This window comes from Bacillus salitolerans (assembly GCF_042680805.1).
GTDB lineage: Bacteria > Bacillota > Bacilli > Bacillales > SA4 > Bacillus_CJ > Bacillus_CJ salitolerans.
This window is the reverse complement of sequence record NZ_JBHUEM010000020.1, coordinates 141,739-166,068: the sequence shown is the minus strand read 5'-3', so window position 1 is coordinate 166,068 and position 24,330 is coordinate 141,739. Positions and strand designations below refer to the sequence as shown.

The 24,330-nt window shown below is 38.0% G+C and carries 25 protein-coding genes; 1 reads left to right on the top strand and 24 read right to left on the bottom strand.

What is annotated here, in order from left to right; translation table 11 throughout:
- Positions 1 to 20 precede the first annotated feature (20 nt).
- The 24 genes from ACFSCX_RS12455 to ACFSCX_RS12340 form a co-directional block, all read right to left on the bottom strand.
- Positions 21 to 731, bottom strand: coding sequence for a peptidoglycan-binding domain-containing protein (locus ACFSCX_RS12455; RefSeq protein ID WP_377928578.1), 711 nt, complete (start codon positions 729 to 731; stop codon positions 21 to 23).
- Between the two features lie 48 nt (positions 732 to 779).
- The gene (locus ACFSCX_RS12450) at positions 780 to 2,030 is read right to left on the bottom strand and encodes an ABC transporter substrate-binding protein (RefSeq protein ID WP_377928576.1); all 1,251 of its coding nucleotides are present in this window, start codon (positions 2,028 to 2,030) and stop codon (positions 780 to 782) included.
- 96 nt (positions 2,031 to 2,126) lie between these two features.
- Positions 2,127 to 2,834, bottom strand: coding sequence for an ABC transporter ATP-binding protein (locus ACFSCX_RS12445; RefSeq protein ID WP_377928575.1), 708 nt, complete (start codon positions 2,832 to 2,834; stop codon positions 2,127 to 2,129).
- Positions 2,827 to 3,591, bottom strand: coding sequence for an ABC transporter ATP-binding protein (locus ACFSCX_RS12440; RefSeq protein ID WP_377928574.1), 765 nt, complete (start codon positions 3,589 to 3,591; stop codon positions 2,827 to 2,829). Before ACFSCX_RS12440 ends, ACFSCX_RS12445 begins: the two co-directional genes overlap by 8 nt.
- Before the next feature lie 2 nt (positions 3,592 to 3,593).
- Positions 3,594 to 4,610 (bottom strand): branched-chain amino acid ABC transporter permease, encoded by a 1,017-nt coding sequence (locus ACFSCX_RS12435; protein WP_377928573.1) that lies wholly within the window; start codon positions 4,608 to 4,610, stop codon positions 3,594 to 3,596.
- On the bottom strand, positions 4,607 to 5,473 hold the full coding sequence (locus ACFSCX_RS12430; RefSeq protein WP_377928572.1) for a branched-chain amino acid ABC transporter permease: 867 nt from the start codon (positions 5,471 to 5,473) through the stop codon (positions 4,607 to 4,609). Before ACFSCX_RS12430 ends, ACFSCX_RS12435 begins: the two co-directional genes overlap by 4 nt.
- A gap of 42 nt (positions 5,474 to 5,515) precedes the next feature.
- Positions 5,516 to 7,189 carry a long-chain fatty acid--CoA ligase gene (locus tag ACFSCX_RS12425; RefSeq protein WP_377928571.1) on the bottom strand — a complete coding sequence of 558 codons (1,674 nt, stop codon included), beginning with the start codon at positions 7,187 to 7,189 and terminating at the stop codon, positions 5,516 to 5,518.
- 17 nt (positions 7,190 to 7,206) lie between these two features.
- Positions 7,207 to 8,169 (bottom strand): alpha/beta hydrolase, encoded by a 963-nt coding sequence (locus ACFSCX_RS12420; protein WP_377928570.1) that lies wholly within the window; start codon positions 8,167 to 8,169, stop codon positions 7,207 to 7,209.
- A gap of 14 nt (positions 8,170 to 8,183) precedes the next feature.
- Positions 8,184 to 8,930, bottom strand: coding sequence for a 2-phosphosulfolactate phosphatase (locus tag ACFSCX_RS12415; protein ID WP_377928569.1), 747 nt, complete (start codon positions 8,928 to 8,930; stop codon positions 8,184 to 8,186).
- A gap of 16 nt (positions 8,931 to 8,946) precedes the next feature.
- On the bottom strand, positions 8,947 to 10,005 hold the full coding sequence (locus ACFSCX_RS12410; RefSeq protein WP_377928567.1) for a phosphotransferase family protein: 1,059 nt from the start codon (positions 10,003 to 10,005) through the stop codon (positions 8,947 to 8,949).
- 51 nt (positions 10,006 to 10,056) lie between these two features.
- The gene (locus tag ACFSCX_RS12405; RefSeq protein WP_377928566.1) at positions 10,057 to 11,226 is read right to left on the bottom strand and encodes a thiolase family protein; all 1,170 of its coding nucleotides are present in this window, start codon (positions 11,224 to 11,226) and stop codon (positions 10,057 to 10,059) included.
- Positions 11,227 to 11,463: 237 nt separating this feature from the next.
- Entirely contained in the window at positions 11,464 to 12,237 is a 774-nt protein-coding gene (locus tag ACFSCX_RS12400) for an SDR family oxidoreductase (protein ID WP_377928564.1), read from the bottom strand.
- Positions 12,238 to 12,268: 31 nt separating this feature from the next.
- Positions 12,269 to 13,474 carry an acyl-CoA dehydrogenase family protein gene (locus ACFSCX_RS12395; RefSeq protein ID WP_377928563.1) on the bottom strand — a complete coding sequence of 402 codons (1,206 nt, stop codon included), beginning with the start codon at positions 13,472 to 13,474 and terminating at the stop codon, positions 12,269 to 12,271.
- Between the two features lie 309 nt (positions 13,475 to 13,783).
- Positions 13,784 to 14,932 carry an acyl-CoA dehydrogenase family protein gene (locus tag ACFSCX_RS12390; RefSeq protein WP_377928562.1) on the bottom strand — a complete coding sequence of 383 codons (1,149 nt, stop codon included), beginning with the start codon at positions 14,930 to 14,932 and terminating at the stop codon, positions 13,784 to 13,786.
- Between the two features lie 85 nt (positions 14,933 to 15,017).
- Positions 15,018 to 15,428: a MaoC/PaaZ C-terminal domain-containing protein gene (locus ACFSCX_RS12385; protein WP_377928561.1), complete on the bottom strand. Its 411-nt coding sequence runs from the start codon at positions 15,426 to 15,428 to the stop codon at positions 15,018 to 15,020.
- Complete coding sequence (locus tag ACFSCX_RS12380) at positions 15,425 to 15,874, bottom strand: MaoC family dehydratase N-terminal domain-containing protein (protein ID WP_377928560.1); 450 nt, start codon at positions 15,872 to 15,874, stop codon at positions 15,425 to 15,427. Before ACFSCX_RS12380 ends, ACFSCX_RS12385 begins: the two co-directional genes overlap by 4 nt.
- Before the next feature lie 23 nt (positions 15,875 to 15,897).
- On the bottom strand, positions 15,898 to 16,662 hold the full coding sequence (gene fabG / locus ACFSCX_RS12375) for a 3-oxoacyl-ACP reductase FabG (RefSeq protein WP_377928559.1): 765 nt from the start codon (positions 16,660 to 16,662) through the stop codon (positions 15,898 to 15,900).
- Positions 16,663 to 16,688: 26 nt separating this feature from the next.
- Positions 16,689 to 17,864 (bottom strand): acyl-CoA dehydrogenase family protein, encoded by a 1,176-nt coding sequence (locus ACFSCX_RS12370; protein ID WP_377928558.1) that lies wholly within the window; start codon positions 17,862 to 17,864, stop codon positions 16,689 to 16,691.
- Positions 17,865 to 17,989: 125 nt separating this feature from the next.
- Positions 17,990 to 19,192: an acyl-CoA dehydrogenase family protein gene (locus tag ACFSCX_RS12365; protein ID WP_377928557.1), complete on the bottom strand. Its 1,203-nt coding sequence runs from the start codon at positions 19,190 to 19,192 to the stop codon at positions 17,990 to 17,992.
- Between the two features lie 67 nt (positions 19,193 to 19,259).
- Entirely contained in the window at positions 19,260 to 20,471 is a 1,212-nt protein-coding gene (locus ACFSCX_RS12360; protein ID WP_377928555.1) for an iron-containing alcohol dehydrogenase, read from the bottom strand.
- Between the two features lie 30 nt (positions 20,472 to 20,501).
- Positions 20,502 to 21,476 carry a quinone oxidoreductase family protein gene (locus tag ACFSCX_RS12355; protein ID WP_377928554.1) on the bottom strand — a complete coding sequence of 325 codons (975 nt, stop codon included), beginning with the start codon at positions 21,474 to 21,476 and terminating at the stop codon, positions 20,502 to 20,504.
- A 15-nt stretch (positions 21,477 to 21,491) separates the two neighbouring features.
- Entirely contained in the window at positions 21,492 to 22,271 is a 780-nt protein-coding gene (locus tag ACFSCX_RS12350) for an enoyl-CoA hydratase/isomerase family protein (protein ID WP_377928553.1), read from the bottom strand.
- Between the two features lie 185 nt (positions 22,272 to 22,456).
- A complete protein-coding gene (locus ACFSCX_RS12345) occupies positions 22,457 to 23,023 on the bottom strand; it encodes a TetR/AcrR family transcriptional regulator (protein ID WP_377928551.1) in 567 nt (188 codons plus the stop codon).
- A 77-nt stretch (positions 23,024 to 23,100) separates the two neighbouring features.
- Entirely contained in the window at positions 23,101 to 23,853 is a 753-nt protein-coding gene (locus ACFSCX_RS12340) for an SDR family NAD(P)-dependent oxidoreductase (protein WP_377928549.1), read from the bottom strand.
- Between the two features lie 219 nt (positions 23,854 to 24,072).
- On the opposite strand from ACFSCX_RS12340, the gene ACFSCX_RS12335 reads away from it, so the two are divergent.
- Positions 24,073 to 24,237 (top strand): hypothetical protein, encoded by a 165-nt coding sequence (locus ACFSCX_RS12335; RefSeq protein WP_377928548.1) that lies wholly within the window; start codon positions 24,073 to 24,075, stop codon positions 24,235 to 24,237.
- Positions 24,238 to 24,330: the final 93 nt, after the last annotated feature.

The following is a 24,330-nucleotide window of genomic DNA, read 5'->3' as shown; positions in this document are numbered from 1 at the left end:
TCTACCTTCAATTTTTTATATTACTTATAAAAATCTACATGAAAGTGGTCATAGTGACCTGCGTCCTTAACCACTTTTGGTAAGACATAAGTCTCTTTGAACAACACTCTCTCAACATTGGATTGAGCTATAATATACTCCAATGCCGTTTTCAGCTCTGCATCTGTCGTTAAATTGGATGTTGATATATCTAGATCTCTTCCATCTGTATGAGTGTCATGGTCTGTGTTATCTCCGCCATTGATGTAGCTTCCATCATTAAAGAGTAGGTCTTTGTGTAAAACCCCTGAAGCGTAAACAGCAAAGGACATAGCTGTATTCATTGCATCAACTGTTAACCAGCTGTAATCAACCGATTCATAGGATTCATCATTTCTGTTTTTAAACCCTACTCCTCCACCAAATGGGAATCGTATATATCCCTCTGACGAAGAACCGATAAGGTCCATAAATAGATTTCGAGAAGATGTACCATACACACCGTCTGCAGTTAATCCATAATATGATTGGACCTTTTTAAGGTTATCTACTGTCGAAGTTCCAAAAACCCCGTTGACACTAATGGTCGTCATATTTGGGACTGTGTTTTGAGCCTTAATTGCATTTAAATTTTGTTGTAGCTTTGTGACTTGGGCACCACTGTTACCACTTCTACCTGAACACGATTTTGAACCTGCTGGGGATGGAATTATCGTTAAAGCATTTAGGCTCTCCTTATAAATGAAAAGCAAAGTGGAAATAAGGCTCCACTTTGCTTTAGTTTACATAATATAATTATGTTAATCTACCTCGATTGGAACAACTTTGCCGTCCTCAATTGCCGCAACAACTAAATCAGCTTCAAAACCACCGTCTCCACCGATTGACGGAATAATATAAATCCTACTTTCTTCAGGTAAATTATCTAAACCAGCTTGCATATGTGAATGAATAGCTTCTACATCTTCAACAGTCCCCGCAGCCTTCATTGCCTCCACAAATGCATGCATGGCAATGTAGTTTAATCCAGCTTCTGAACCAGGGTCTTCACCATATTCAGCTTTATATTTCTCAACAAATGCAGGAATGGCTGCGGTTTCGGAATTAACGAGAGGCATGACCCCTATAGCTCCATTTAACACATCATAAGAACCTGTCACTCGTAACATTTCGTCGAACTTAGCTTGATCCATTACAATAAATCCACCTTCAAATCCTAACTCACGAGCCTGCATAGCAACCTTTGCAGTTGGTTCTGAAGGTCCACCAATGAATAGAACATCAGGCTTCTCTTTTAGGGCATTTGTTACGATTGTAAAGAAATCTGTTTCTTTAGCAAAGTCAATCGAGGAATTAAAGACAACCTCGCCACCTTTACCTTCCCAAAATGGATGTAGCTTCTCAGACCAGTCTTTTCCATATTGTGAGGCTGTTGGTAGGAAGGCAATTCTCTTTCCGAACTTTTCCATGGTATAGGTTGTAAATGGCTCTAAATACCCATCATATCGTGGTGGTATACGCACAGTGAGTGTATTTCCAGATTCTGTTATTTTAGGTTCGCTTGAATAGGCACCAATAATAAATTTATCTTGCTGATTAAACACTTGTAATGCAAATATTCCACCACTGTGTGGGGTAAAAATAATCGGTGTTTTGTTTTCTTGTAGTAGTCGTTTCGCGTTATTGGCCGTTTCATTAGGTAAGTACTTATCATCAAGAGAAACGACATTGACCATATACTTTGTTCCCCCTACCTCAAATCCTCCTGCATCATTTATTTCTTCTGCTGCCATTAACACGCCATTTAAAGTGCGTTTTCCATAAAAGGCCGCTGGTCCGCTTAAAGGACCACTATATCCAATGTTTATTGTGGCAGTATTTGTAGCACTTGCACTCTCCTCATTTTTATCCGAGGTCTCATTGTGATCAGTTTCATTAGTATTATTCGCTTCCTCATTATTAGAATCGGTTGTAGTACTATTACAAGCTGCTAAACTAAACAATAAGGTGAATAATACACAAATGATCCATAAAAACTTTCCGTTTCTCATCATTTTCCCCCTCATTTCATCTTATTGATAATTGAAAATTCAGAAATTTTGTTGCGATATTTGTTCTTCACCACCTCCTTCAAGTAAAGTTATACATTATGCCCCAATATACGCTTTTCGAATATCATCGTTTGAAAGTAATTCCTTTGCTGTACCTTTCATAACAATCGATCCATTCTCAAGCACATATCCCCTATCAGCAATCCTAAGTGCAGCATTTGCATTCTGCTCCGCTAATAAAATCGAAGTACCCTCATTATTAATCTGTTCAATCACTTCAAACATACGTTCCACTATCAAAGGAGCTAGCCCAATGGATGGTTCATCAAGCATCATAAGCTTAGGCTTTGCCATAAGTGCTCTACCAATTGCAAGCATCTGTTGTTGCCCGCCACTTAAGGAACCAGAAGGATCGTTTCGTTTATCTTTCAAAATTGGAAAAAGATTATAAACATACTCAAGTGATTGTTTTATTTCACTTTTCATTTTACGGTGAATATACGCACCCATTTTTAAATTCTCATAAACACTCATACTAGGGAACAGCTTTCGTCCCTCTGCACATTGAACAAGACCTAACTGCACAATCCGATCAGGAGATGTCCTGTGAACGTCTCTTTCTTGAAAATATATTTCTCCATTACTTGGCTTTACGAGTCCACTTATGGTATGAAAGATTGTACTTTTCCCAGCACCATTCGCACCTAACAAAACAATGATTTCTCCTTCATTTACCTCAAAATTGATTGAACGAATCGCGGTGAAGCTACCATATTGAACCGAAACATTGGTAAGGTTAAGCAATAACACTCCCCCCTAAATAAGCTTCTATTACCTCTTGATTGGTTTTAATTTGTTCAGGAGTTCCTTCTGCAATTTTTTCACCATAATTTAAGACCATAATATTATCCGCAAGCTTCATAATCATTTGCATTTTATGCTCAATTAAACTGACTGTAATCCCTTTTTTAGCTATTTTTCGGATTAGATTTACAAGCCCTTCTGTTTCATCTGGATTTACGCCAGCAGCTGGCTCATCAAGGAAAATCATTTTAGGTTCAGTTGCAAGTGCAAGTGCGATGGCAACTCTCTTTTTCTCCTCTTGCGAAATGCTACCTACATATTTGTTCTCGATGTGAGTTAATCCTACAAAATCAAGGACTTCTATTGCTTTTTCCCAGCACTTTTTCTCTTCAGCCTTTAAACGTTTCGTTCTAAAGAGTGCATCAACTAGATTAGATTTTGTTCTTAGTCTGTGTCCAACGATTACGTTTTCTAATACCGTGGTCTGCTCAAATAGATTCGTTGTTTGAAAGGTTCTAGCTATACCCATTTCTGCAATTTTATTTGATGGAAGGTTTGTAATGTCTTCCCCTTTAAATAGGATTTGTCCAGCGCTCGGGGGATGAAATCCACTAATTAAGTTAAAAAAGGTTGATTTTCCTGCACCATTTGGACCGATAATAGCATTAATTTTGCCCTCTTCTATCGTAAAATCAACATCATTGACTGCTACAAGTCCTCCAAATTTTTTTGATAATTTTCTTGTTTCTAAAAGCACGATCACCCCTCCTCTACTTTTTGGGCATTTATAGAATTGGAGTCGACACTAGCTTGTGTTCCCCGTTTTTTTCTTTCTTGATAGACTTGTATCCAACCCATTACACCACCTACAATTCCTCTTGGATAAAAAATAATTAGAAGGGTTAACACAGGTCCAAATATGAGCATTCGATAATCTTGTAAAAATTGTAGCTGCTGTGACAACCAAACAATTAATAAAGTACCCACAATTGGACCTGACAGAGTACCAATTCCACCAATTAGCATATAGATTAATAGATCAAAAGTAACTGAAATTCCTCCGATGTCTGGTCCAATAAAACGAATAAAGCATGCATATAGGGCACCTGATAACCCTGCAAAAAAGGTGGAAGTTACAAACACAGTTAGTTTATTCCTCATCGTATTAATACCAATTGTCTTGGCAAGCTCTTCACTATTACGAATAGCGATATACGTTCTTCCATTTAAAGAATGAACAATTCGATACATAACAAATGCCGTTATGAATAGAAAAACCAAGACTAGGTAATAAACAGAAATAGATGACTGAAAGGTTATAGGACCAATATTAGCTGGGGCTGGAATTCCAATAAGACCACGGACACCCTCTGTTAGTCCCTCCCACTTATCAATGACTAGATAAATAATATAGCCAACACAAAGAGTATATATAGCAAAAAAATGTTCTTTAGTTCGGAGTGCAATTAACCCAATTAGAAAACCTATTAAGCTTGTTATTATTGGAGCTAGGGCAAATGCTAACCAAAATGGAACATGCGCTTTTACTGTTAATAAACCGAGGCTATAAGCTCCTATAGCAAAAAAACCAGCATGTGCAAGTGATAAGTACCCTGTATAACCGGCTAACAAATTCAGTCCATATACAGCAATGATCCAAATAAACGAGATTGTCATAATATGAATAAGGTATTCATTCTGAAAGGCAAAAGGAAATACTATGGATAAGGTGATTAAGATTAGTAGATATATATTTTTACGATTCATAGATATCATGAGTGTCCCCCTTTCGCAAATAAACCTGTTGGCTTAACAGACATGATAAGGACTAGCAACACAAAAGCAATGATATCCTTATAATCATTAGAGAAGTAAGTAGCACCTAAACTCTCACTAAACCCTAAAATATATCCCCCAATTATGGCTCCTGGAATACTTCCCATCCCACCTAGAATGATTATGACAAATGCTTTTAAAATAACTAAATGTCCCATTCCAGGAAAAACAAGATTAATAGGTGCAGATAGTGAAGCAGCCAAAGCTGCAAGTGCTCCTGAAATGAGAAAGGTTAACATTGCAACCTTGTTTGTATTAATGCCTACTAAATTCGCTCCTTCACGGTTTTGTGACATAGCAATAATGGTTGCACCAGTAAATGTCTTTTTTAAGAATAAATAAAGCAAAACCATAACAATTACAGCTGAAACAATGATGAGAATTCTTTGCAATGTAAATGTTAATCCTAAAACATTGACGACTTGACCGTATGGAGATGGCATTATTTGATAGTCCGCTCCCCATATGAACTGAGCTAAAGCCTCAAGAAACAACAAGATCCCAATAGCTGCAATCTTATCATGTATTGGTGGTGCTTTACGAAGAGGATGAAAGACAATTCTCTCCATGAGTAAGGCTAATAAACCAACTACAATCATTGAGAGAGCTATCGCAATCCAATAGTGAATACTCAGCTTTGTCATAAATGTAAGAGTCATATATCCACCCATCATGTAAAAGGCTCCGTGAGCAAAATTAGGAATGTGCAGAATACCATAAACAAGCGTTAGCCCAAGTGCAACTAAACTGTAAACGCTTCCAATTGTTAACCCGTTGAATAATTGTTGAATAAAAATTTCCAAGTGGCTTTCCTCCCCCTCTCTTTATTTCTTCTAGAGCGATGGCTATTGACTAGTACGTTCAAACTTATTCCACTCTTCTTCCTGGAGTTTACGCCAAAGAATTTTACCACTACTTGTAACAGGAAATTGCGACTTAAATTCCACATACCTAGGATACTTGTAGGCAGCCATACGTTCCTTCGCCCATTTCACAATCTCTTCCTCAAATATTTTTCCTTCAAATTCCTCGTTTAAAATCACAAATGCCTTAACTGTCTCTCCTCGTAAAGGGTCTGGTACACCTATCACACATGCTTGCTGTATAGCTGGGTGTTTATATAAATAGGATTCTACTTCGGTAGGCCAAACTTTATAACCAGAAGCATTAATCATTCTCTTCACCCTGTCTACGATAAAGAAATATCCTTCTTCATCATATCGTCCAATATCTCCTGTCTTAAAGAAACATTTTCCATCTAACTCAATAAAGGATTTTTTGTTTTCATCATCCCTTTTATAATAGCCCTTCATTACTTGTGGACCGTTAACGATAATCTCACCAACTTCATCAATACCTAGTTCCTTATTTGTTATAGGATCAATGATTCTTGCATCAACATCAAAAGATGGGATCCCTAAACATTGCATTTTAGGACGATCAGCTGGATTGAAATGAGTTTGGGCAATGGTTTCTGATAAACCATATCCCTCAACGAACCTTAAACCCGTTAAATCAAATAATTTCTCACCAACCGCTTCTGGTAGAGCAGCCCCTCCTCCAGAAATAGATTGAAGTGAAGAGATATCCTCTTTTTTCAAATTACGGTTTGATAGAAAGTCGATAATCATCGTAGCAATCGCTACCCAATGTGTACATCCCGTTTCTTTGATCAGCTCTACCGCATGTTCCCGATTCCACCTTGTCATTATTACCATCATACTTCCACCATAGATTGGCATGTTCATGCAATGAATCATGCCCGTTACATGAAATAACGGTAAACTCATTAAATGGACGGAATTTGTCGTTGATCTCGACCAGTGATAAGCTCCCACTGTATTTGCTTGAACAGAACGATTTGTGTGCATACATCCTTTAGGTAAACCGGTTGTTCCAGAAGTATATGGAAGAACAGCTAGGTCATCAGCACTAGCTATATGTTCGGACGGCTTTAAATTTGCTCCAATTGCATCCTTCCATAAGTAGTGATTATCTTCATTAACAACAATGGCTGGCATTTGAACTTCTGGTGGAAGAGTTTTAATGAATTCACCCGCATAGTCTGAATAAGCAGCCAGTATCACATTTTGAAGACTCGTTGTCTCTAGCAAGGGACTTACTTTCGCATAGAGCTCTTGACCAATAAGTGCTGTTACAATTTCACAATCACGAACATAAAAGTCAAGTTCGCCAGAAGTGAGCATCGGATTGATAGGTACAACTACTGCATTTGCACGCAATATAGCATAGTAACTTATTACAAATTGGGGTGAGTTTTGCATATATAGTAATATTTTATCTCCCGCATGGATAGTTAACTTTTCTTGAAGGTAACCGGCCATTGCTGTTACCTCGTCGTCTAATTGACGGTAAGTAATCTTAGTTCCGTAGTAATATATGGCTGTTTGATTTGGATACCTATTTACGGAGACTTGTAAGTTATCGTATAAAGTTGTATCAGGGATTGTCAGTGATTTTGAAAGCTTTGGCCAAAATTCATAATGTAAGGTTTGCATACAATAATCCCCCTAAGTTAATTTTGTTGGTCTACTGTCTGTTTTTCAAAATGTGCCTTTATATTTTTAGCAATTTCTTGTACTGCCTTTTTAGCATCATCCACGAACTCAGTCATTCCAAGAAACCCGTGAATCATGCCAGGATAACATACGTAATTAACTTCCACACCAGCTGTTATCAATTTTTGTGCAAAGGCTTCTCCTCCGTCACATAGTGGATCATATTCAGCAGTCAGAATAAAAGTAGACGGTAATTTAGACGTCTCATTTTCTGGGAATAGCATGGGGGCAGCCAGAGGATTCAATAGATCATCTACACTACTTACATACTGCTCACGGAACCAATTCATCGTTGATTTGGTTAGATGATAACCCTCACCATATCTTTCATATGATTCTGTATAGTCAAAACTTGTTGACGGATAAAGCAACAGCTGATAGTTCACTGACAGTTCCTTTCTTTGCTGCGCTAAATAGGTAACGACAGCAGCGAGATTTCCTCCTGCACTATCCCCTCCCACTGCGATTTGCTGTTTATCAATCCCTAATTCTAATGCATGATCATGAACCCATTTAGTGGCCAAATAAGCATCTTCTACTGCAACTGGAAACTTGCTCTCAGGTGCGAGACTGTAATCGACCGCGATTACTATACAGTTTGAAAGGTACGCAAGTGAGTGACAAAGAGAATCGTGGGTATTTATATTTCCAATCACCCAACCCCCTCCGTGAAAATAGACCATCGCAGGGAGTTTTCTATCTGTTTCTGTTTCTGGCGTATACACTCGAATACCGATTTCCTGTTCATAGCCATTAATCATTCGATTTTCAGTAGGTACTATATGTTCCGGTTTACTTAACAATTGGCTTGACTTTTCAAAAGCAGCCCTCGCTTCAGAAAGGGGTAGCTTTTCAATTGGAGGCAATCCCCTTGCCTCAAACATTTTTAACAATGATACAACCTGTGGATGTAAGCTCATTTGATTCCCTCATTTCAATCTAATTTCATAGCACAAACTATGTGATTTTGATCATTTAAAATTGGAACATTCGATAATACACTTTCCCTAGTGACAAATTGAACCTCTTTCTCATAACCATACATAGTGAGTTTTGTTCCGATCCTAGAATTTCGCAATATACTTGAACCTAATTGCTGATTTCCTCTATATAACCGATGGGCAGCATAGGAAGAATCTGTTAGTTGTAGTCGTCTTGAAGAAACTTTAAGTAGACAATCGATAAAGTATCCAGCCCCATAAAAATCTTCTATATTAAACATTCCGGACGAGCCTGCGCACACTAACACAATCGTTTCATTACTTGGATAACATCTTAATAAATGTGATACGATTGCTTGACTATTAAGGATTGATGCTGCGTAAACGATTTTTGCTCCAGCACTATTTTTTATCGCAACCGTCCCATTCGTAGTGGACAGAATAACCGTTTTTCCGTTTATTTGATCCTTCAGTTGTAGTGGATTGGGTGATAAAAAACCGTCAATTGTTACTCCTTGATATTCACCAACTAATACATAATCCTCATCTTTCAGCCTTGTAGTCATATACTTTGCTTCTGTTACATCTAATACTGGAATGACTCGTTTTGCCCCATATTCTAAGGCAGAGGCTATGGTTGAAGTGGCGAGTAGAATATCGAACACCACGACTATTTTGTCGATTGAAATTCTATCATGGTCAATTTCTTCCTTCTTTAATAGAAGGTGAACTTTCCTCATCATTAGCGCTCCTTTATTATCTTTGTGAAATAGCAGCTTCATGAGCATATTGAATGAGATTGTTGACGAATAAATTGAAATTTTCAAACCGCCTATCCTGCGTCTGACCCTTTTTAAAGCGATAGTAAATTTGTTGACATATCACGGCTAATTTAAAATAAGAAAAAGTCATATAGAAATCAATGTTTGATACATCCCTTCCACTTTTTTCAGCGTAGGATTGAATAAACTCATTTCGACTCATAAATCCGGGGTTTGTTGTAATCGGAGCTTTTCCCATCCCTCTTTTTAGTAAATCCGAGTCCTTTTCCTCTATCCAATAACTCATCGCTACACCTAAATCTGCTAATGGATCTCCAACGGTAGTCATTTCCCAATCGAATAAACCAATCATTTCAGTTAAATCTTCAGTAAACATTGCGTTATTGAGTTTAAAGTCGTAATGAATAATTGAAATATCACTTTTTTTAGGGATGTGGTCAATCATCCACTTTTTTAAATCCTCCACTTGTGGTATTTCATCCGTACGCGACTTATCATATCTTCCAATCCAGCCTTGTACTTGTCTTTCCATAAACCCAATAGGTCTTGTCATATTAGCTAGATTCGTTGCCTTATAGTTAATTCCGTGCAGTTCAACTAATTGATCTACCATAACTTCTGAGAGATGACGGCATTTCGAATCTGTTATCTTTATATGAGGTGGAAAATGTGTATCTAATAACACCCCATGCTTTCGTTCCATTATAAAGAATGGACTTCCGATAATTGTTTCATCACCAAATAAATATGGTTTAGGTGCTGGTTTATATAAAGGCTGAATTTCTTGTAAAATAGTAAACTCTCTCTTCATGTCATGTGCTTTCGGAGCAACAGGTCCTATTGGTGGTCTCCTTAATACTGCCTCCCAGTTACCTATTTTTAGTTGATAGGTTAAATTGGACCTACCCGCACTAAATTGCTCGATAGTAAGCGGTTCACTTGGTAAATCCGGAATGTGTGCTCGAATATAATTTTCAATTCTCGCAATATCGACTTCCTCACCTTTCCGAATCGGAATTGTATCTGATACCATGGCGCTCTCCCTTCTTTTTGAAAATTCTGAATTTAAAAGACGGCCGAGTTCCTACTCTCTTTCAATGATGGTCGCTATTCCCTGCCCCCCTCCAATACATGCTGTAATGAGAGCATATTTTCCATTTCTTCGGTGAAGTTCATATACAGCTTTCGTAATAAGAATTGCGCCTGTTGCACCAAGTGGATGTCCATGTGCTATCGCTCCACCATTTACATTTAATTTGTTAAGGTTGATCTTTAACTCTCTATTACACGCTATAACTTGAGCTGCAAATGCTTCATTCATTTCAACAATATCTAAGTCATTTACTGTTAGTCTTGATTTTTCTAGCACTTTTTTTGTAACTGGTACCGGGCCAATTCCCATGATATTGGGATTGACACCAGCAACTCCAAACTCTCTAATCACTGCTAGGGGCTTGAGTCCGAATTCTTCCGCTTTGTCTCTCGACATAATCACAAGTGCTGCTGCAGCATCGTTTAAGCCAGAGCTATTTCCAGCTGTTACAGTTCCACCTTTAATAAATGCAGCCGGAATCTTTGAAAGTGCTTCTATTGTGGTGTCGGGACGAGGGTGTTCATCTTGATTAAAAATAATAGGGTTCTTATTTTTTGTTGGAATTTGAATAGGTACTATTTGATCAGAGAATCGTCCTTCCTTCATGGCTACAGCCATTTTTTGCTGACTTTGGTATGAAAATTCGTCCTGTTCTTCTCGTGAAATGTTATACTGTTTTACTAGATTCTCTGCAGTAATTCCCATTGGTGGATTTCCAATCTCATCCGGTGAGAGTCTTGGCTTTTTTATACTCGGTGGAATTGGGCTATATGCTTTATCAGGACGTTCCATTAAATAAGGAGCCCTGCTCATGCTCTCAATCCCGCCTGCGAGAAAAATGTCTCCTACACCAGCTTTAATCGCTTGTGCTGCTAGGTTCACCGCATTTATTCCAGAACCACACTGTCTATCAATCGTCATCCCTGGAATTTCAAGTCCAAATCCAGCTTGAAGTGCTGTTAACCTAGCTATATTCCCTCCACCACTCGTGACATTTCCGATAACGACATCCTCGATTTGATTTGGATGAATCTTTACACGTCTTACTGCTTCCTTAAAAACTTGAGCACCGAAAATATGTGCAGGAACAGTAGCTAATGCTCCTCCCGCTCTTGCAATCGCTGTCCTTACAGCTGAAACTATGACAGCATCCCGATTCATTGTATTCACCTCACATGTTGTTGTTTAGTTGAATAGAAAATTAGCTATTTTTAAAGGTTTGTAGCAAAAAGTATCAATTTTTGTTTAGTTTTCCTATTCTGTTAGTAGAAAATGAGAATCAATGATTCATTCGTTTTGTTATTTGCTGAAAAAAATAGCTAATTAATACAAAAATAATATTTATCAGCAACTTTTGAACTATAATCGGCAACTTTCAGAAGGGTGAAGTTTACAAGTTTACATCGAACTTGAGCCACCATCAACGACAACAACCTCACCTGTAATAAAATCAGAGGCGGCAGAGGCAAGGAATAATGCAACTCCTTTTAAATCTGTATCAGAACCAAATTTACGAAGCGGTGTTGACTCTAAAAGATGGTCTTTTCCTTGCTCAATTAAAATTTTTGACATTTTTGTTGGAAAGAATCCTGGAGCAATCGCATTAACATAGATGCCTTGTGGTCCCCATTTTGCAGCTAAATCCTTTGTAAAGGTAATAACCGCACCTTTACTAGAGTTATAGCCTATTGCATTCATAAATTTAGGGTGTGATCCCCTTAGTCCCGCAACGGATGCGATATTAATAATCTTGCCACTTTTTTGAGCTAGCATGACCTTTCCTACTGCTTGTGACATTAGAAATGTTCCAGTGATATTGACATCAAATACTTTCTGCCATGCTTCCAGTGGCATTTCCTCTACAGGTGCTCCCCATGAGGCACCGCTGTTATTTACTAAAACATCAATGCGTCCAAAATGATTGACCGTTTCTTCCACAACATTTCTTATATCATCAGGGTTTGTAATATCACATTTTATTGCGAGTGTATTGACCCCTAATTTCTTCAATTCTTCACTCACTTCCAAGCAGGCATCTAACTTTCTAGAACAAACGACTACATTAGCTCCTGCCTCAGCTAAACCTAACGCGATTTGTTCTCCAAGTCCACGGCCTCCACCTGTTACAATGGCTGTCTTTCCAGTAAGATCAAAAAGCTCTTTTACATGCATATTCTAATCCCCACCTTCTTCACTATTCGTACTATTCGTACTTTTCAAGTTCATATTTCGCAATCGCACGGCGGTGTACTTCGTCTGGACCATCAGCTAATCGTAACGTGCGTATGTTAGCCCAGCTTGATGCAAGAGGTGTATCATCACCAACTCCAGCTGCACCAAATGCTTGGATGGCTCGGTCAATAACAGTTAGTGCCATGTTAGGTGCAACGACTTTAATCATAGCAATCTCTGTTTTAGCTTCTTTGTTACCAACTGTATCCATCATATAAGCTGCCTTCAGTGTCAGAAGTCTAGCTTGCTCAATTTCAATCCTTGAATTGGCTATCCATTCCTGAATTACACCTTGTTCGGATAGTTTTTTCCCAAAAGCTTTTCTTGACTGAATGCGCTTACACAATTCTTCTATTGCTCGTTCAGCAGCACCAATTGTTCTCATACAGTGGTGTATTCTTCCTGGGCCTAATCTTCCTTGAGCAATTGCAAATCCTTTTCCTTCTCCCCAAATCATGTTAGAATCTGGGACTCTAACATCCTTGAATTCTATTTCGGCATGCCCATGAGGAGCATGATCATATCCAAATACAGGTAATAAACGCTTGATCGTAACTCCTGGTGTATTGAGAGGGACTAAAACCATCGATTGCTGAGAATACTTTGGTGCATTTGGATCAGATTTTCCCATCACAATCGCAATTTTGCATCTTGGATCTCCTGCACCAGATGACCACCATTTTGTACCGTTTACGACATACTCCTCTCCATCCCGTATAATACTTGCTTGGATATTGGTCGCATCCGAGGATGCCACACCAGGTTCAGTCATGGAAAAGCAGGAACGAATATCTCCGTTTAATAGAGGGGTTAGCCATTCTTCTTTTTGCTTCTCCGTACCATACCGAACAAGTACTTCCATATTTCCAGTATCAGGAGCCGCACAGTTAAAAACTTCAGGGGCTATGGCAGATCGTCCCATAATCTCACAAAGAGGGGCATATTCTAGGTTTGTTAATCCAGCACCTAACTCACTATCTGGTAAAAATAGATTCCACAGCCCCTTTTCTTTTGCTTTAAATTTTAACTCTTCTATAATCGGAGGTACTTTTGAAAAAGGGTTAGTCGGATCTAGCTGTTGTTTATATAGCTTTTCATTTGGATAAATATAATCCTCCATAAATACGGTTAGTTTTCGTTGATACTCTTTTACTTTCTGAGAATAGTCAAAATTCATCGTTTCCTCACTTTCCAGTAGCCACAAACAGGTTACTAACTAGTCAGTATTTTATTTAAACAAGTTAAATTAGTATATTTATCTTCTCTAAACTAAAATCATTCATAATAAAACAACATTCATTAGAGAGGTAGCAGCATACAAGACACCAGATTCTTTTACTTTATCCCGCTCCAACTGTCGCTAAGACCCCCACTTCAAAACTTTAGATGAATCGAGAAGTTTAAGTGGGGGATAAGCGCCAGTAAGAACCCGATTGGTTCAACTATCAATCAGTGGGGGATGGGGAACCCCCCACTGATTGAAGTTTCACTTTATCTCCTTTTCAAGTTCTGATGCGATGATGTTTTTCTGAATTTCTGATGTTCCTTCATAGATCCTTGTTATTCTAGCATCACGGTAAAATCGCTCTATCGGGTAATCCGATATATATCCTAGTCCTCCATGAATTTGGACTGCTTTATCAGCAACCCGGTTATAAACCTCTGAACCATAAAGTTTAAGCATCGCAGCTTCTTTAATGACCTTCATTTTTTGGTCTACCATCCACGCTACTCTGTAAGTAAACGAACGAAGAGCTTCGATTTCAACGGCCATTTCTGCTAGCATATGGCTAACAGCCTGATAGCGAATGATAGGTTCTCCGAATTGTATACGTTCCTTTGCATACGCAATCGACATATCTAGCAGTTTTTGGCAGGACCCTAAGTTTCGTGATGCAAGCCCGGCACGTCCGTTTGCTAATATCTTCAGGGCATTTACATAGCCTTGACCTTCTATACCAAGTACATTCTCTATTGGCACTTCGCAATCTTCCAAAACAAGTTCAGCAGACTGAGAACCTTTTAATCCCATTTTTTTCTCAATTGATCCTACACGAAAACCAGGAAAATCCTTTTCTACTATGAAGGAGGTGATTCCTTTTGCTCCCTTGTCAGGATCTGTCACTGCCATAACAGTAAAAACATATGCATCGCTAGCATTCGTAATGTAATGCTTCAATCCATTTACAATATATTTATCTCCTTTTTTAACAGCTGTCGTTTTAAGGTTTGCGGCATTTGATCCCGCATCTGGCTCAGTTAACGCAAATGCCCCTATCCAATCACCAGTCGCCATTCTAGGAAGATATTTTTCTTTCTGTTTCTTATTTCCCATCTCTACAATACCGACTGTACCAATACCTGTATGTGCACCTATTAAAGTTGTATATCCATTATGTGTTTGACCAATCTCTTCATAAAGAGCACATTTACCCACCATTCCAATGCCCGTACCACCGTATTCTTCTGGAATACTTAAACCAAATAATCCTAGCTCTTTTGACATTGTAATGATTCTTTCAGGTATTCTATCATCTTCTTCTATTTTCATCGCTACTGCTTCGACTTCTGTTTGTATGAATTCACGAACATTTCTCTTTAAAAAAAGAATATCTTCAGACAGTTCAAAGTTCAATGGCTCCACCTCACTTTACATGTTAGTCTAATAAATTCGAAATGATCTTACATTGAGTTTTGTAATAACTGGCTCGATAATTTCCCTAGTCTTTGTAAAGGTAGTAAACCACTTCACCCTTTAACACATCTGTACCATCCTGCTTACTCGCTCTCACATCAAACTTTAGTTTCTGATTATTTGTTTCTCTTAATACTGCTTTCAATGTCACAACATCATCTAAGAGGACCATTCCTTGGAAACGAATTGAAAAATCTTGTAAAAATCCTTCTTCATAAAATGAAGTGAAAAGTTTACCTAAGTTTCCCATCGTCCACATACCGTGTGCGATTATACCTGGCAAGCCAGCCTTCCTTGCTTCATCATCAATTGTATGAATAGGATTATAGTCACCAGAAGCTCCCGCATATTTGATTAAATCAATACGTGATACTGGTGGAAGATCAACAATCGGCAATTGGTCGCCACTTTGTAGCTCCTTTAATGATATAGTCATACGAGCAACTCCCTTCTAACGGCTTCACTTATAATAATGACTTGCTTTGATGTAAAAATAGGTAAACCATTATCATCTTCACCATTATTCGATATAACGAGGAAACCCATTTGACCAAAATTTCCAGTTTTTTCATAGTAATCTTGTATTTCTGTATAGCAGTAAATCTCTTCTCCTACAAGTAATGGTCGCTCATAGTGATACACCTGTTCACCGTGAATTAAGCCTTTATTGGGTAGATACAAACCTTCAATTGTTCCATAATCAAACACTCTAGGAAATGTAGGTGGCGCAATATTTTGTCCGTATCTTGATTTGGCGCCTACTTTTTCATCCAGAAAAATAGGGTGTGGATCTCCAATTGCTTCTGCAAACTTTTTGACTGCACCTCTTTCCACCATGTTCTTTAGCTTTTCTGAACGTTTTCCAATGTATGGAGAAAACATCATTTTTCACCTCACTTAATATTCTAGTTTTTCGGTCCACCAGCTACATAGAGTACTTGACCATTAACAAACGAAGACTTCTCATCCGCAAAGAATGCTACAGCGTTTGCAATATCTTGAGGTTTACCACTTCTCCCAACAGGAATTGCCGATACACTTGCTTTTATTAAATCATCGAATGAAATTCCTATTCTTCTTGCTGTTTCTCTTGTCATATCGGTTTCAATAAATCCCGGTGCTACAGAATTTGCTGTAATTCCATACCTCCCAAGCTCAATTGCTAGTGTTTTCGTTAAGCCTTGTAAGCCTGCTTTTGCCGTTGCGTAATTAGCTTGCCCACGATTACCAAGAGCAGAAGTCGAAGAAATGTTAATAATTCTCCCATATTTCTTCTCTACCATATACTTTTGAACGGCTCGAGCTGCATGAAACGCTCCTTTTAAATGAACTTCCATAACCAAATCCCAGTCTGAATCCGTCATTTTGAAAAATAAATTATCTCGTATGACACCAGCATTATTGACTAGAATATCAAGAGAACCGTAGGATTCATACACTTCTTGTACTGCAACCTCTACTTGATCTGCCTTTGTAACATCCACTACCTTAGAGTAAACTTCAAATCCCTTTTCCTTCAGTTCATTCGTAGTTTCATTTAAAGCTTCTTCGTTTATATCAACTAAAGCAACAATTGCACCTTCTTTTGCAAAAAGTTCTGTAATCCCCTTACCAATCCCTTTACTACCACCAGTAACGAAGGCAACTCTTCCATCGAATCTGTTTGACATTTAGATTCCCCCTTGATTGAATTTCACTAAATTTGGCTAACCTTTACATGGCCTTTTAATAAATTTCTTGCAATGATTAAGCGCTGAATTTCATCTGTTCCATCATAAATTCTCCAAAGTCTGGCTTCACGGTACCATCTTTCGATAGGTAACTCTCTCGTATATCCCATTCCGCCATGGATTTGAAGTACTTTATCCACTACTCGATTGCCCATTTGAGCACCATAGAGCTTTGCCATTGAAGCATAATGTCGGTTATCTTCACCTTGATCGAGCGTAAAGGCAGCGTTTAAAACCAACCATCTTGCAGCTTCAATATCAACCGCACAATCAGCAATCATCCATTGAATAGCCTGTCTTTCAGCAATTGGCTGTCCAAAGGTTATTCTCTCTTTTGAATACTCAATGGCCATTTGCAATAATCGCTCAGCACTCCCAACTGCCCTTGCTCCAACTACCCATCTAGCAAAACCTATCCATTCCAACCCAAGGTTATAACCTTTATCCACTTCTCCCAAGATATTCTCTTCTGGCACGCGTACATTCTCAAATACTAATCCTGCTGGTCCCCATTCCCCCATCGTATGAATATACTCCGATCTCCATCCCATATCCCGGTCTACAATGAAACACGTAACCCCTTCTCGTCCTTGAGTTTGCTGATGTCTATCCTTATTCGTAATTGCAATAACCATAACAAAATCTGCTTCGTTTCCGCCAGTTATAAAAGTTTTTTCGCCATTTAGTACCCATTCGCTACCATCTTTTACAGCTGTCATTTTTATATTTCTTGTATCTGATCCAGCTCCCGGCTCTGTCATGGCAAAGCACGAAATCTTCTCACCACTTATTGTAGGTAGAAGATATTTTTTCTTTTGTTCGTCATTTGCATAATATAGAATATTGTCTGCAGAACCACCGAACCTAAATGGAACAAACGTTTTTGAAACCTCCATTAAAACGATTGCCATCATCATTTGACCAAGGTTTGCACCTCCATATTCTTCAGGAGTGTTGATCCCCCAAAACCCTGCTTCTTTCGCTTTTAATTGTAGCTCCCCCAGTTTCCCTTCTGGAAGACTAGGGCGTCCTTCTCTCTCATTCTTCAGGACTTCATTTTCAAGTGGTATTAGTTCCCTTTCAACAAATTTACGTATCGTTTTTTGTACCATCTTTTGTTCATCCGTTAATCGTAAATCCATCTCGCTCACTCCATTTCAAATTTTAGAAACAAGTTTCATTGAAAAGAAAGATTATTCTCCCAATACTTATAAAATATCACCATACCTACCAGTTAGTATGTAGATGTTAAAAATTATTGCTTTCTTTATAGTCTATTTTCGCTTGGCCATGAAGGTAAGAGACAATTAAGTGGTTTATCCACTCTGTATCCTAGGGCATATTCTGCTTGCATAATAGTATGAATCTCTCTAGTTCCCTCATATATGACCGGTGCCTTTGCATTTCTTAAATATCTTTCAACTGGGTATTCATTTGAAAAGCCATATGCCCCGTGAATTTGTACTGCATCATTTGCTGCTTCAAGTGCATAATCACATGCGTACCATTTAGCTAATGATGTCTCTCTCGTATTCCGCTTTCCTTGATTTTTCAACCATCCAGCCTTGTAAACTAGTAATCTCGATTGTTCAAGTCCTGCATGCATTTTAGCAATCATTTGTTGAACTAATTGGTGTCTACCTATTTCCTTACCAAATGTCGTTCTATCATGACAATATTGTAAGCTTGCTTCAAGACAAGCCATAATCGTTCCGCATGCTCCTGCGGCAACTGTAAATCTCCCACTATCTAAGGCAGACATCGCAATTTTAAATCCTTCTCCTTCTGATCCAAGTAAATTTTCTTTTGGTACCTTTACTTGATCAAAAAAGACCTCTCCCGTATTGCCTGCCCGTATCCCCAGTTTCCCTTTGATGGCTTTTGATGAAAAGCCATCGAATACTCTTTCAACGATGAATGCTGAAATTCCATGATGTTGTTTCGATTTATTTGTATATGCAAAAACTAAAAAGTGATCTGCAACATCACAAAGGGAAATCCATGTTTTTGAGCCATTTAATACATAATAATCACCCATGTCAACAGCGGTTGTTTGCATGGCTGCAACGTCTGATCCTGCATTTGCTTCTGTTAAGCCAAACGCTCCAATCTTCGTACCTTTTGCTTGAGGTACTAAATATTTCTGTTTTTGCTCTTCACTACCCCATTGTAGTAAGGTCATGCAGTTTAACCCAGTATGGACAGATACGGCTGTTCGAAAAGCCGTATCTCCTCTTTCTAGCTCTTCGCATACGATGGCTAACGAATTATAGTCCATTCCACTTCCACCATATCGTTCAGGGATACATACTCCCATTAAATTTAGTTCACTCAGTCGTTTCATCATATTACGTTCGAAATATTGCTTTTCATCCCATTCTTTTATGTTTGGCATGATTTCTTTATCGACAAAATTACGAACCATTTTTCTAAGCATGTCTTGCTCTTCTGAAAAGGCAAAGTTCATCATATCGTTTCCTCCATTTCAAAGATGAAAAACAATATCTCAGTATATATTAAATCTTCATCCTCAAAATTTACTTCACAGAAAGCGGAACAACCGCTTGACCTACGTTATCAATTACATCATTTGACAAAGGGTAGGCAACAGCAGCTGGATCACTAGTAACTAATGCCCTAACCCTTTCAAGATCTTTTTCGGTAAGGTTAAACTCCTTAAAGTCCTTTGGGATACCCGTTTGATATTGTAGTGATCGAATCTTTTCCAGTACAAGAGACAGTGTGTAATCTTCATCCTGATGCTCAAGATTAACTCGTAATGCTTCAGCTAGTTGTTTTACCTTTGGCAAATATAGATTCGGAATTTTCTCCATTACAATTGGAAGGAATACGGCATTTGCAAGACCATGTGGGATACGAAAGAGTGCTCCATAGGCATGCGCAAAGTTATGAATCGGAATTGCATGAAGGGCAAAGCTAAAAGCTGTTATACTCATTAAACTTGCCTGAAGCATTTCCATTCTTGCATCGACATCTTCTCCGTTAGAAACCACGATAGGTAAATTCTTTTCTATAGCTCGTATTGCTTGAAGGGCAAATGCATCGGTTATTGATGTAGCCTTCGGTGATACTAGTGCTTCAATAGCATGAGTTAATGCGTCAAATCCAGTAAATGCTGTAATCTTAGGTGGTAGTAAAGTGGTTAGTTCTGGGTCTAAAATGGCAATATCGGCACTAATAAAAGGATTAATGATATTACCTTTTACGTGAAGGTCTTCATTATAAATGACAGCTATGGGGGAAACTTCTGATCCCGTCCCAGCGGTAGTAGGAACTGCAATATGGGGGATATCAATCCTCCTTGCATTTGGCAATCGCTCGTATACTATCCCCCGAGGCATTACCTTCTTAATATCTGAGAGCCCATTATGTAATAAGTATTTCACCCCTTTTACTGTATCCATCACACTTCCTCCACCAAGAGCAAGTAACGAATCGGCTCCAACTGTTCTTGCAAATTCCGCTGCTTTATTTACACTTTTACTTTCAGCATCTGGGGCTATATCCAAATAGATTCCGACTAATTCGGGCCAATCTTCCTTTCTAGATGAATTAAAAAGTTCAACTACCATATCTACTAACCCTATTTTCTTTAATACACGATCACTATATAGAACAACCTTTTTTGACCCTAATCCGTGGAAAAGATTGGGAATTAATGACCTAGAATTAGAGCCACTATAAATTGCCGAACGTAGAAACAAATGCGAAACTTGATTGGCTTGCACTCTATCACCTCTTTTTAGTGTATAAAGTCATTAAGGAGTTAAAACTAATTTTCCTGTTGTCCTTCTGCCCTGTAATAATTCATGGACCTTAGTCGCTTCTTCAAGTGGATACACTCCTCCGATGGTTAGCTTTAATTCATCTGTAGCAACAAATTGCAACAAATCAGATAAACTCGATTGTAATAATGCTGGTTTTCTCATAATTTGTGGAAGGAAAAAACCAATGACTGACTGGTTTCTAGCCATGAGTGAAGATGGGTAGAACTTACTTTGTACTCCACTCGCTACCCCATAAATTACGAGCCTTCCAAATGAAGCCAAGCACTTTAATGTGTTATGAAATACCTCTCCTCCAGCCATCTCTAGCGCAACATCAACACCCTTTCCTTCTGTCGCCTTTAGAACTTGTTCAAACCAATCTTCGTTTGTATAGTTAATGAGAACATCAGCTCCCATTTCACGTGCCAAAACTAATTTTTCTTCCGTACTGGCAGTTGCAATGACTTTACCAGCGCCAAATAATTTTGCTAGCTGGATGGCAATAGTACCCACTCCACCTGCTGCTGCATGAACTAATATCGTTTCTCCCTTTTCGAGCCTTCCCATCGTCTTTATAATGTGATAAGCACTTAATCCTTGTAACGGAAGAGCGACAGCATTGATAAAATCTAGGTTTTCAGGTAATGGGATAATGGATTGCTCCGAGGCTATTGCGTATTCAGCATAACCGTTAGATTCTATTAACGTTACAACTCTTGTTCCTGGCGAAACCGTTTTGACATGCCTTCCAACTTGTGTAACTACTCCTGAAACCTCTGCCCCTGGAATAAATGGCAAAGGTGTATTCACAACATACTGTCCCTCTCTTCTTGCGGTGTCTGCATAATTGACCCCAATTGCTTTCACTTCAATAAGAACTTCATGATCTCTAGGAACTGGAACATCTAAATCTACTAATCTTAAAACTTCTGGACCACCAAATTCTTTTAATTGAATAGCTTTCATCCATAACTCTCCTTTTTATTTACCTATAAAGTTTGGTTTTCTCTTTTCTGTAAAGGCAATAACTCCTTCTTGATGATCTTCTGTTTGAATCATCAATGTTTGTGTAATTCGTTCTTGTTCTAAAATCTCTTCTAGCGTTGAATTAAAGGAATGATCTACAATCTTCTTCATCATGCCATACGCTTTTATCGGACCAGATGCTAATTTGCTCGCAAGTTTTACAGCTTCCTCTTGTAAATACACGACTGGAGTAAGATAATTAATCACTCCTAAATCATAGAGCCTTTTTGCAGGAATCGGTTCAGCTGTAAAAAGGAATTGTTTCGCTAGGTGTGGTCCTATCAATCGTGGAATAAAATAGGAACCCCCACCATCTGAAATCAAACCAACTTTAGAAAAGCTTAATGCATATTGACTATCTTCTGCTGCTACAATCAAGTCACAAGCAAGTACAAGATTAAAACCTGCTCCAGCTGCAAATCCTTGTACAACTGCAATAATGGGCTTGTCTAATTCCTTCATTGCTAAAATACATTGATTTAACCTTCCAATATGTTCATAAACTTGGGTTGCAGTTGCTTTCCCCATTGACTTAACATCTCCCCCAGCACTGAAGGATCTACCGGCCCCTGATAAAACAATAACCTTTACTTCATGATTGTCCTGAGCCTCTCGAAATGCCTTTGTTAAGCCGAGTATCATATCAGCACTAAAGGCATTTAAACTTTCAGGACGATTTAATAGTAGATGTAAGATAGGTCCCTTTTGCTCAATTACTAAATGACGCTCTGTCATTGCCTCCCACCCTTTCTCTTACATAATGAGCACCCATTTTATAACGGAATATTCAAACTATTTCGTATGTAATAAATATATTTCCTAGTTCTCTCTTTATGAGTTAGATATAGATATTGGGAGACTTTCAAATCGACAAACCTACCGGTTAGTATGTAAACTGTAGTAAAGAGGTAAAACTCCTCTTATTCAATTTGAATTCCTTTAATAATCATATCTACAAAAATTCCCGCAACTTCTTTGTCTGTAGCATTACCACCAGGATTAAACCAATGATAACTCCAATTAATAATACCTAAAACCCCAAACGTTGCTATCTTAACATTTAAATTTGAGCGGAACTCACCTTTTTCAATTCCTTCGTTTAATAAACTCTCTACATTTAAACGAAACTTATCACGTTTTTTCACAATATTTGAAAGGTTTTCTTCACTTAAATTGCGCATTTCTCTAAAGAATATTTTCGCACTTGATCTTTTGGTTTTAATGTTACTAATTAACATATACGCAATATCAAATAGCTTTTGTTTACAATCTTTGTTGACATCATTTATTATTATTTCCTGTTGAATTAACATTTCATCAATATACCCTAGGTGAATGTCGTTTAATAGTTCTTCCTTACTAGAAAAATAGTAGTAAAACGTTCCTTTTGTCACACCTAATGAGTCAACGATATCCTGGATAGATGTCTCACTATAACCATTCTTTTCAAATAAACGGATACTATGTTCTGTTATTTTCTCTTTCACGACATTATGTCCTCTCAATCTAAAGATAGTTATGATAATTATATCATATTAAGAATTGCCTATAGTAAGATTATATCCTAATAGGTAAGCCCTCCACCATCAACAGATATGGTTGTTCCCGTTATGAAAGACGATTCATCAGAAGCTAAAAATAATACTACATTGGCTATTTCCTCAGGAGTACCAATCCTACCTAGAGCATTGGCTGTTGAAATAATGGACCATTTCCTTTCATCATTTTTCCATCCGTCTATTATTTTTGTGTCAACCACACCTGGTGCAATAGAGTTAACGCGGATATTGTTTTTCCCGTATTCTAGAGCAGCATTTTTTGTTAAAAGGACCACCCCTGCCTTTGATGCATTGTATGCTGCCAAATATTTTTGACCTTTTAAACCTAATAGGCTAGATGTGTTGATGATAGAACCACCGCCATTTTTTATCATTTCTGGGACAGCATACTTGATCCCAAGGAAAACTCCCTTAAGATTGATATCAATCACTTGATCCCACTCTTCTTCGCTTAGATCAATACTTTTCACATTAGAATTACTTATTCCCGCATTATTAACCAGTATGTGAAGAGCACCATATGTACGAACTGCCGATTGAACAAGGTTAATAATCTGATCGGCACGACTAACATCTGTTTTTACAAATAGTGCATTATATCCTAGCTCCCTCAAATATCTTTCCGTTTTGTATCCCGAATCTATATCAGTATCTCCTATTACAACATTCGCACCTTCTTTTCCAAAAAGAATGGCAGTAGCTCTCCCGATGCCATTCCCACCTCCTGTGATGATGGCTGTTTTGCCTGAAATCCTCATATAACTCCCTCCTTTCCTACGGAATGAAACACTTGTAAGTTAACTAACCAGTCAGTATGTATATGTTTATTATACTCCTATACCAAAAATATTCAACAACTATTCTAAATATTCTAAATTATAAAATATGCTCATGGTACAAATTAAAACCAGTTTTTTCTATTACTTACGGGATTTTAGGAAATCATATAGAGTAGTTTGTTTTTTAGGAGGTAAAAGATGAAGCATAACGAGGTTGAAGTTTACAGAACGGGTCAAGGCGTTCCAATGAATGGAGAATATACGTGCCATTCAGGTCATAAATTGAAGCTACATTCAAATGAAGAATTTCCTGTTTGCCCTATAAGTGGTAAGGGGGCAACGTGGAAACGTGATGATGCTTAAGCTACAAGACTTGGGAGGTGAATAATAACCTCCTTTTTAATTTTTCTTACATATCTATCGAAAGCTCAGTTCTTGAGTTCAATTATTTTTATC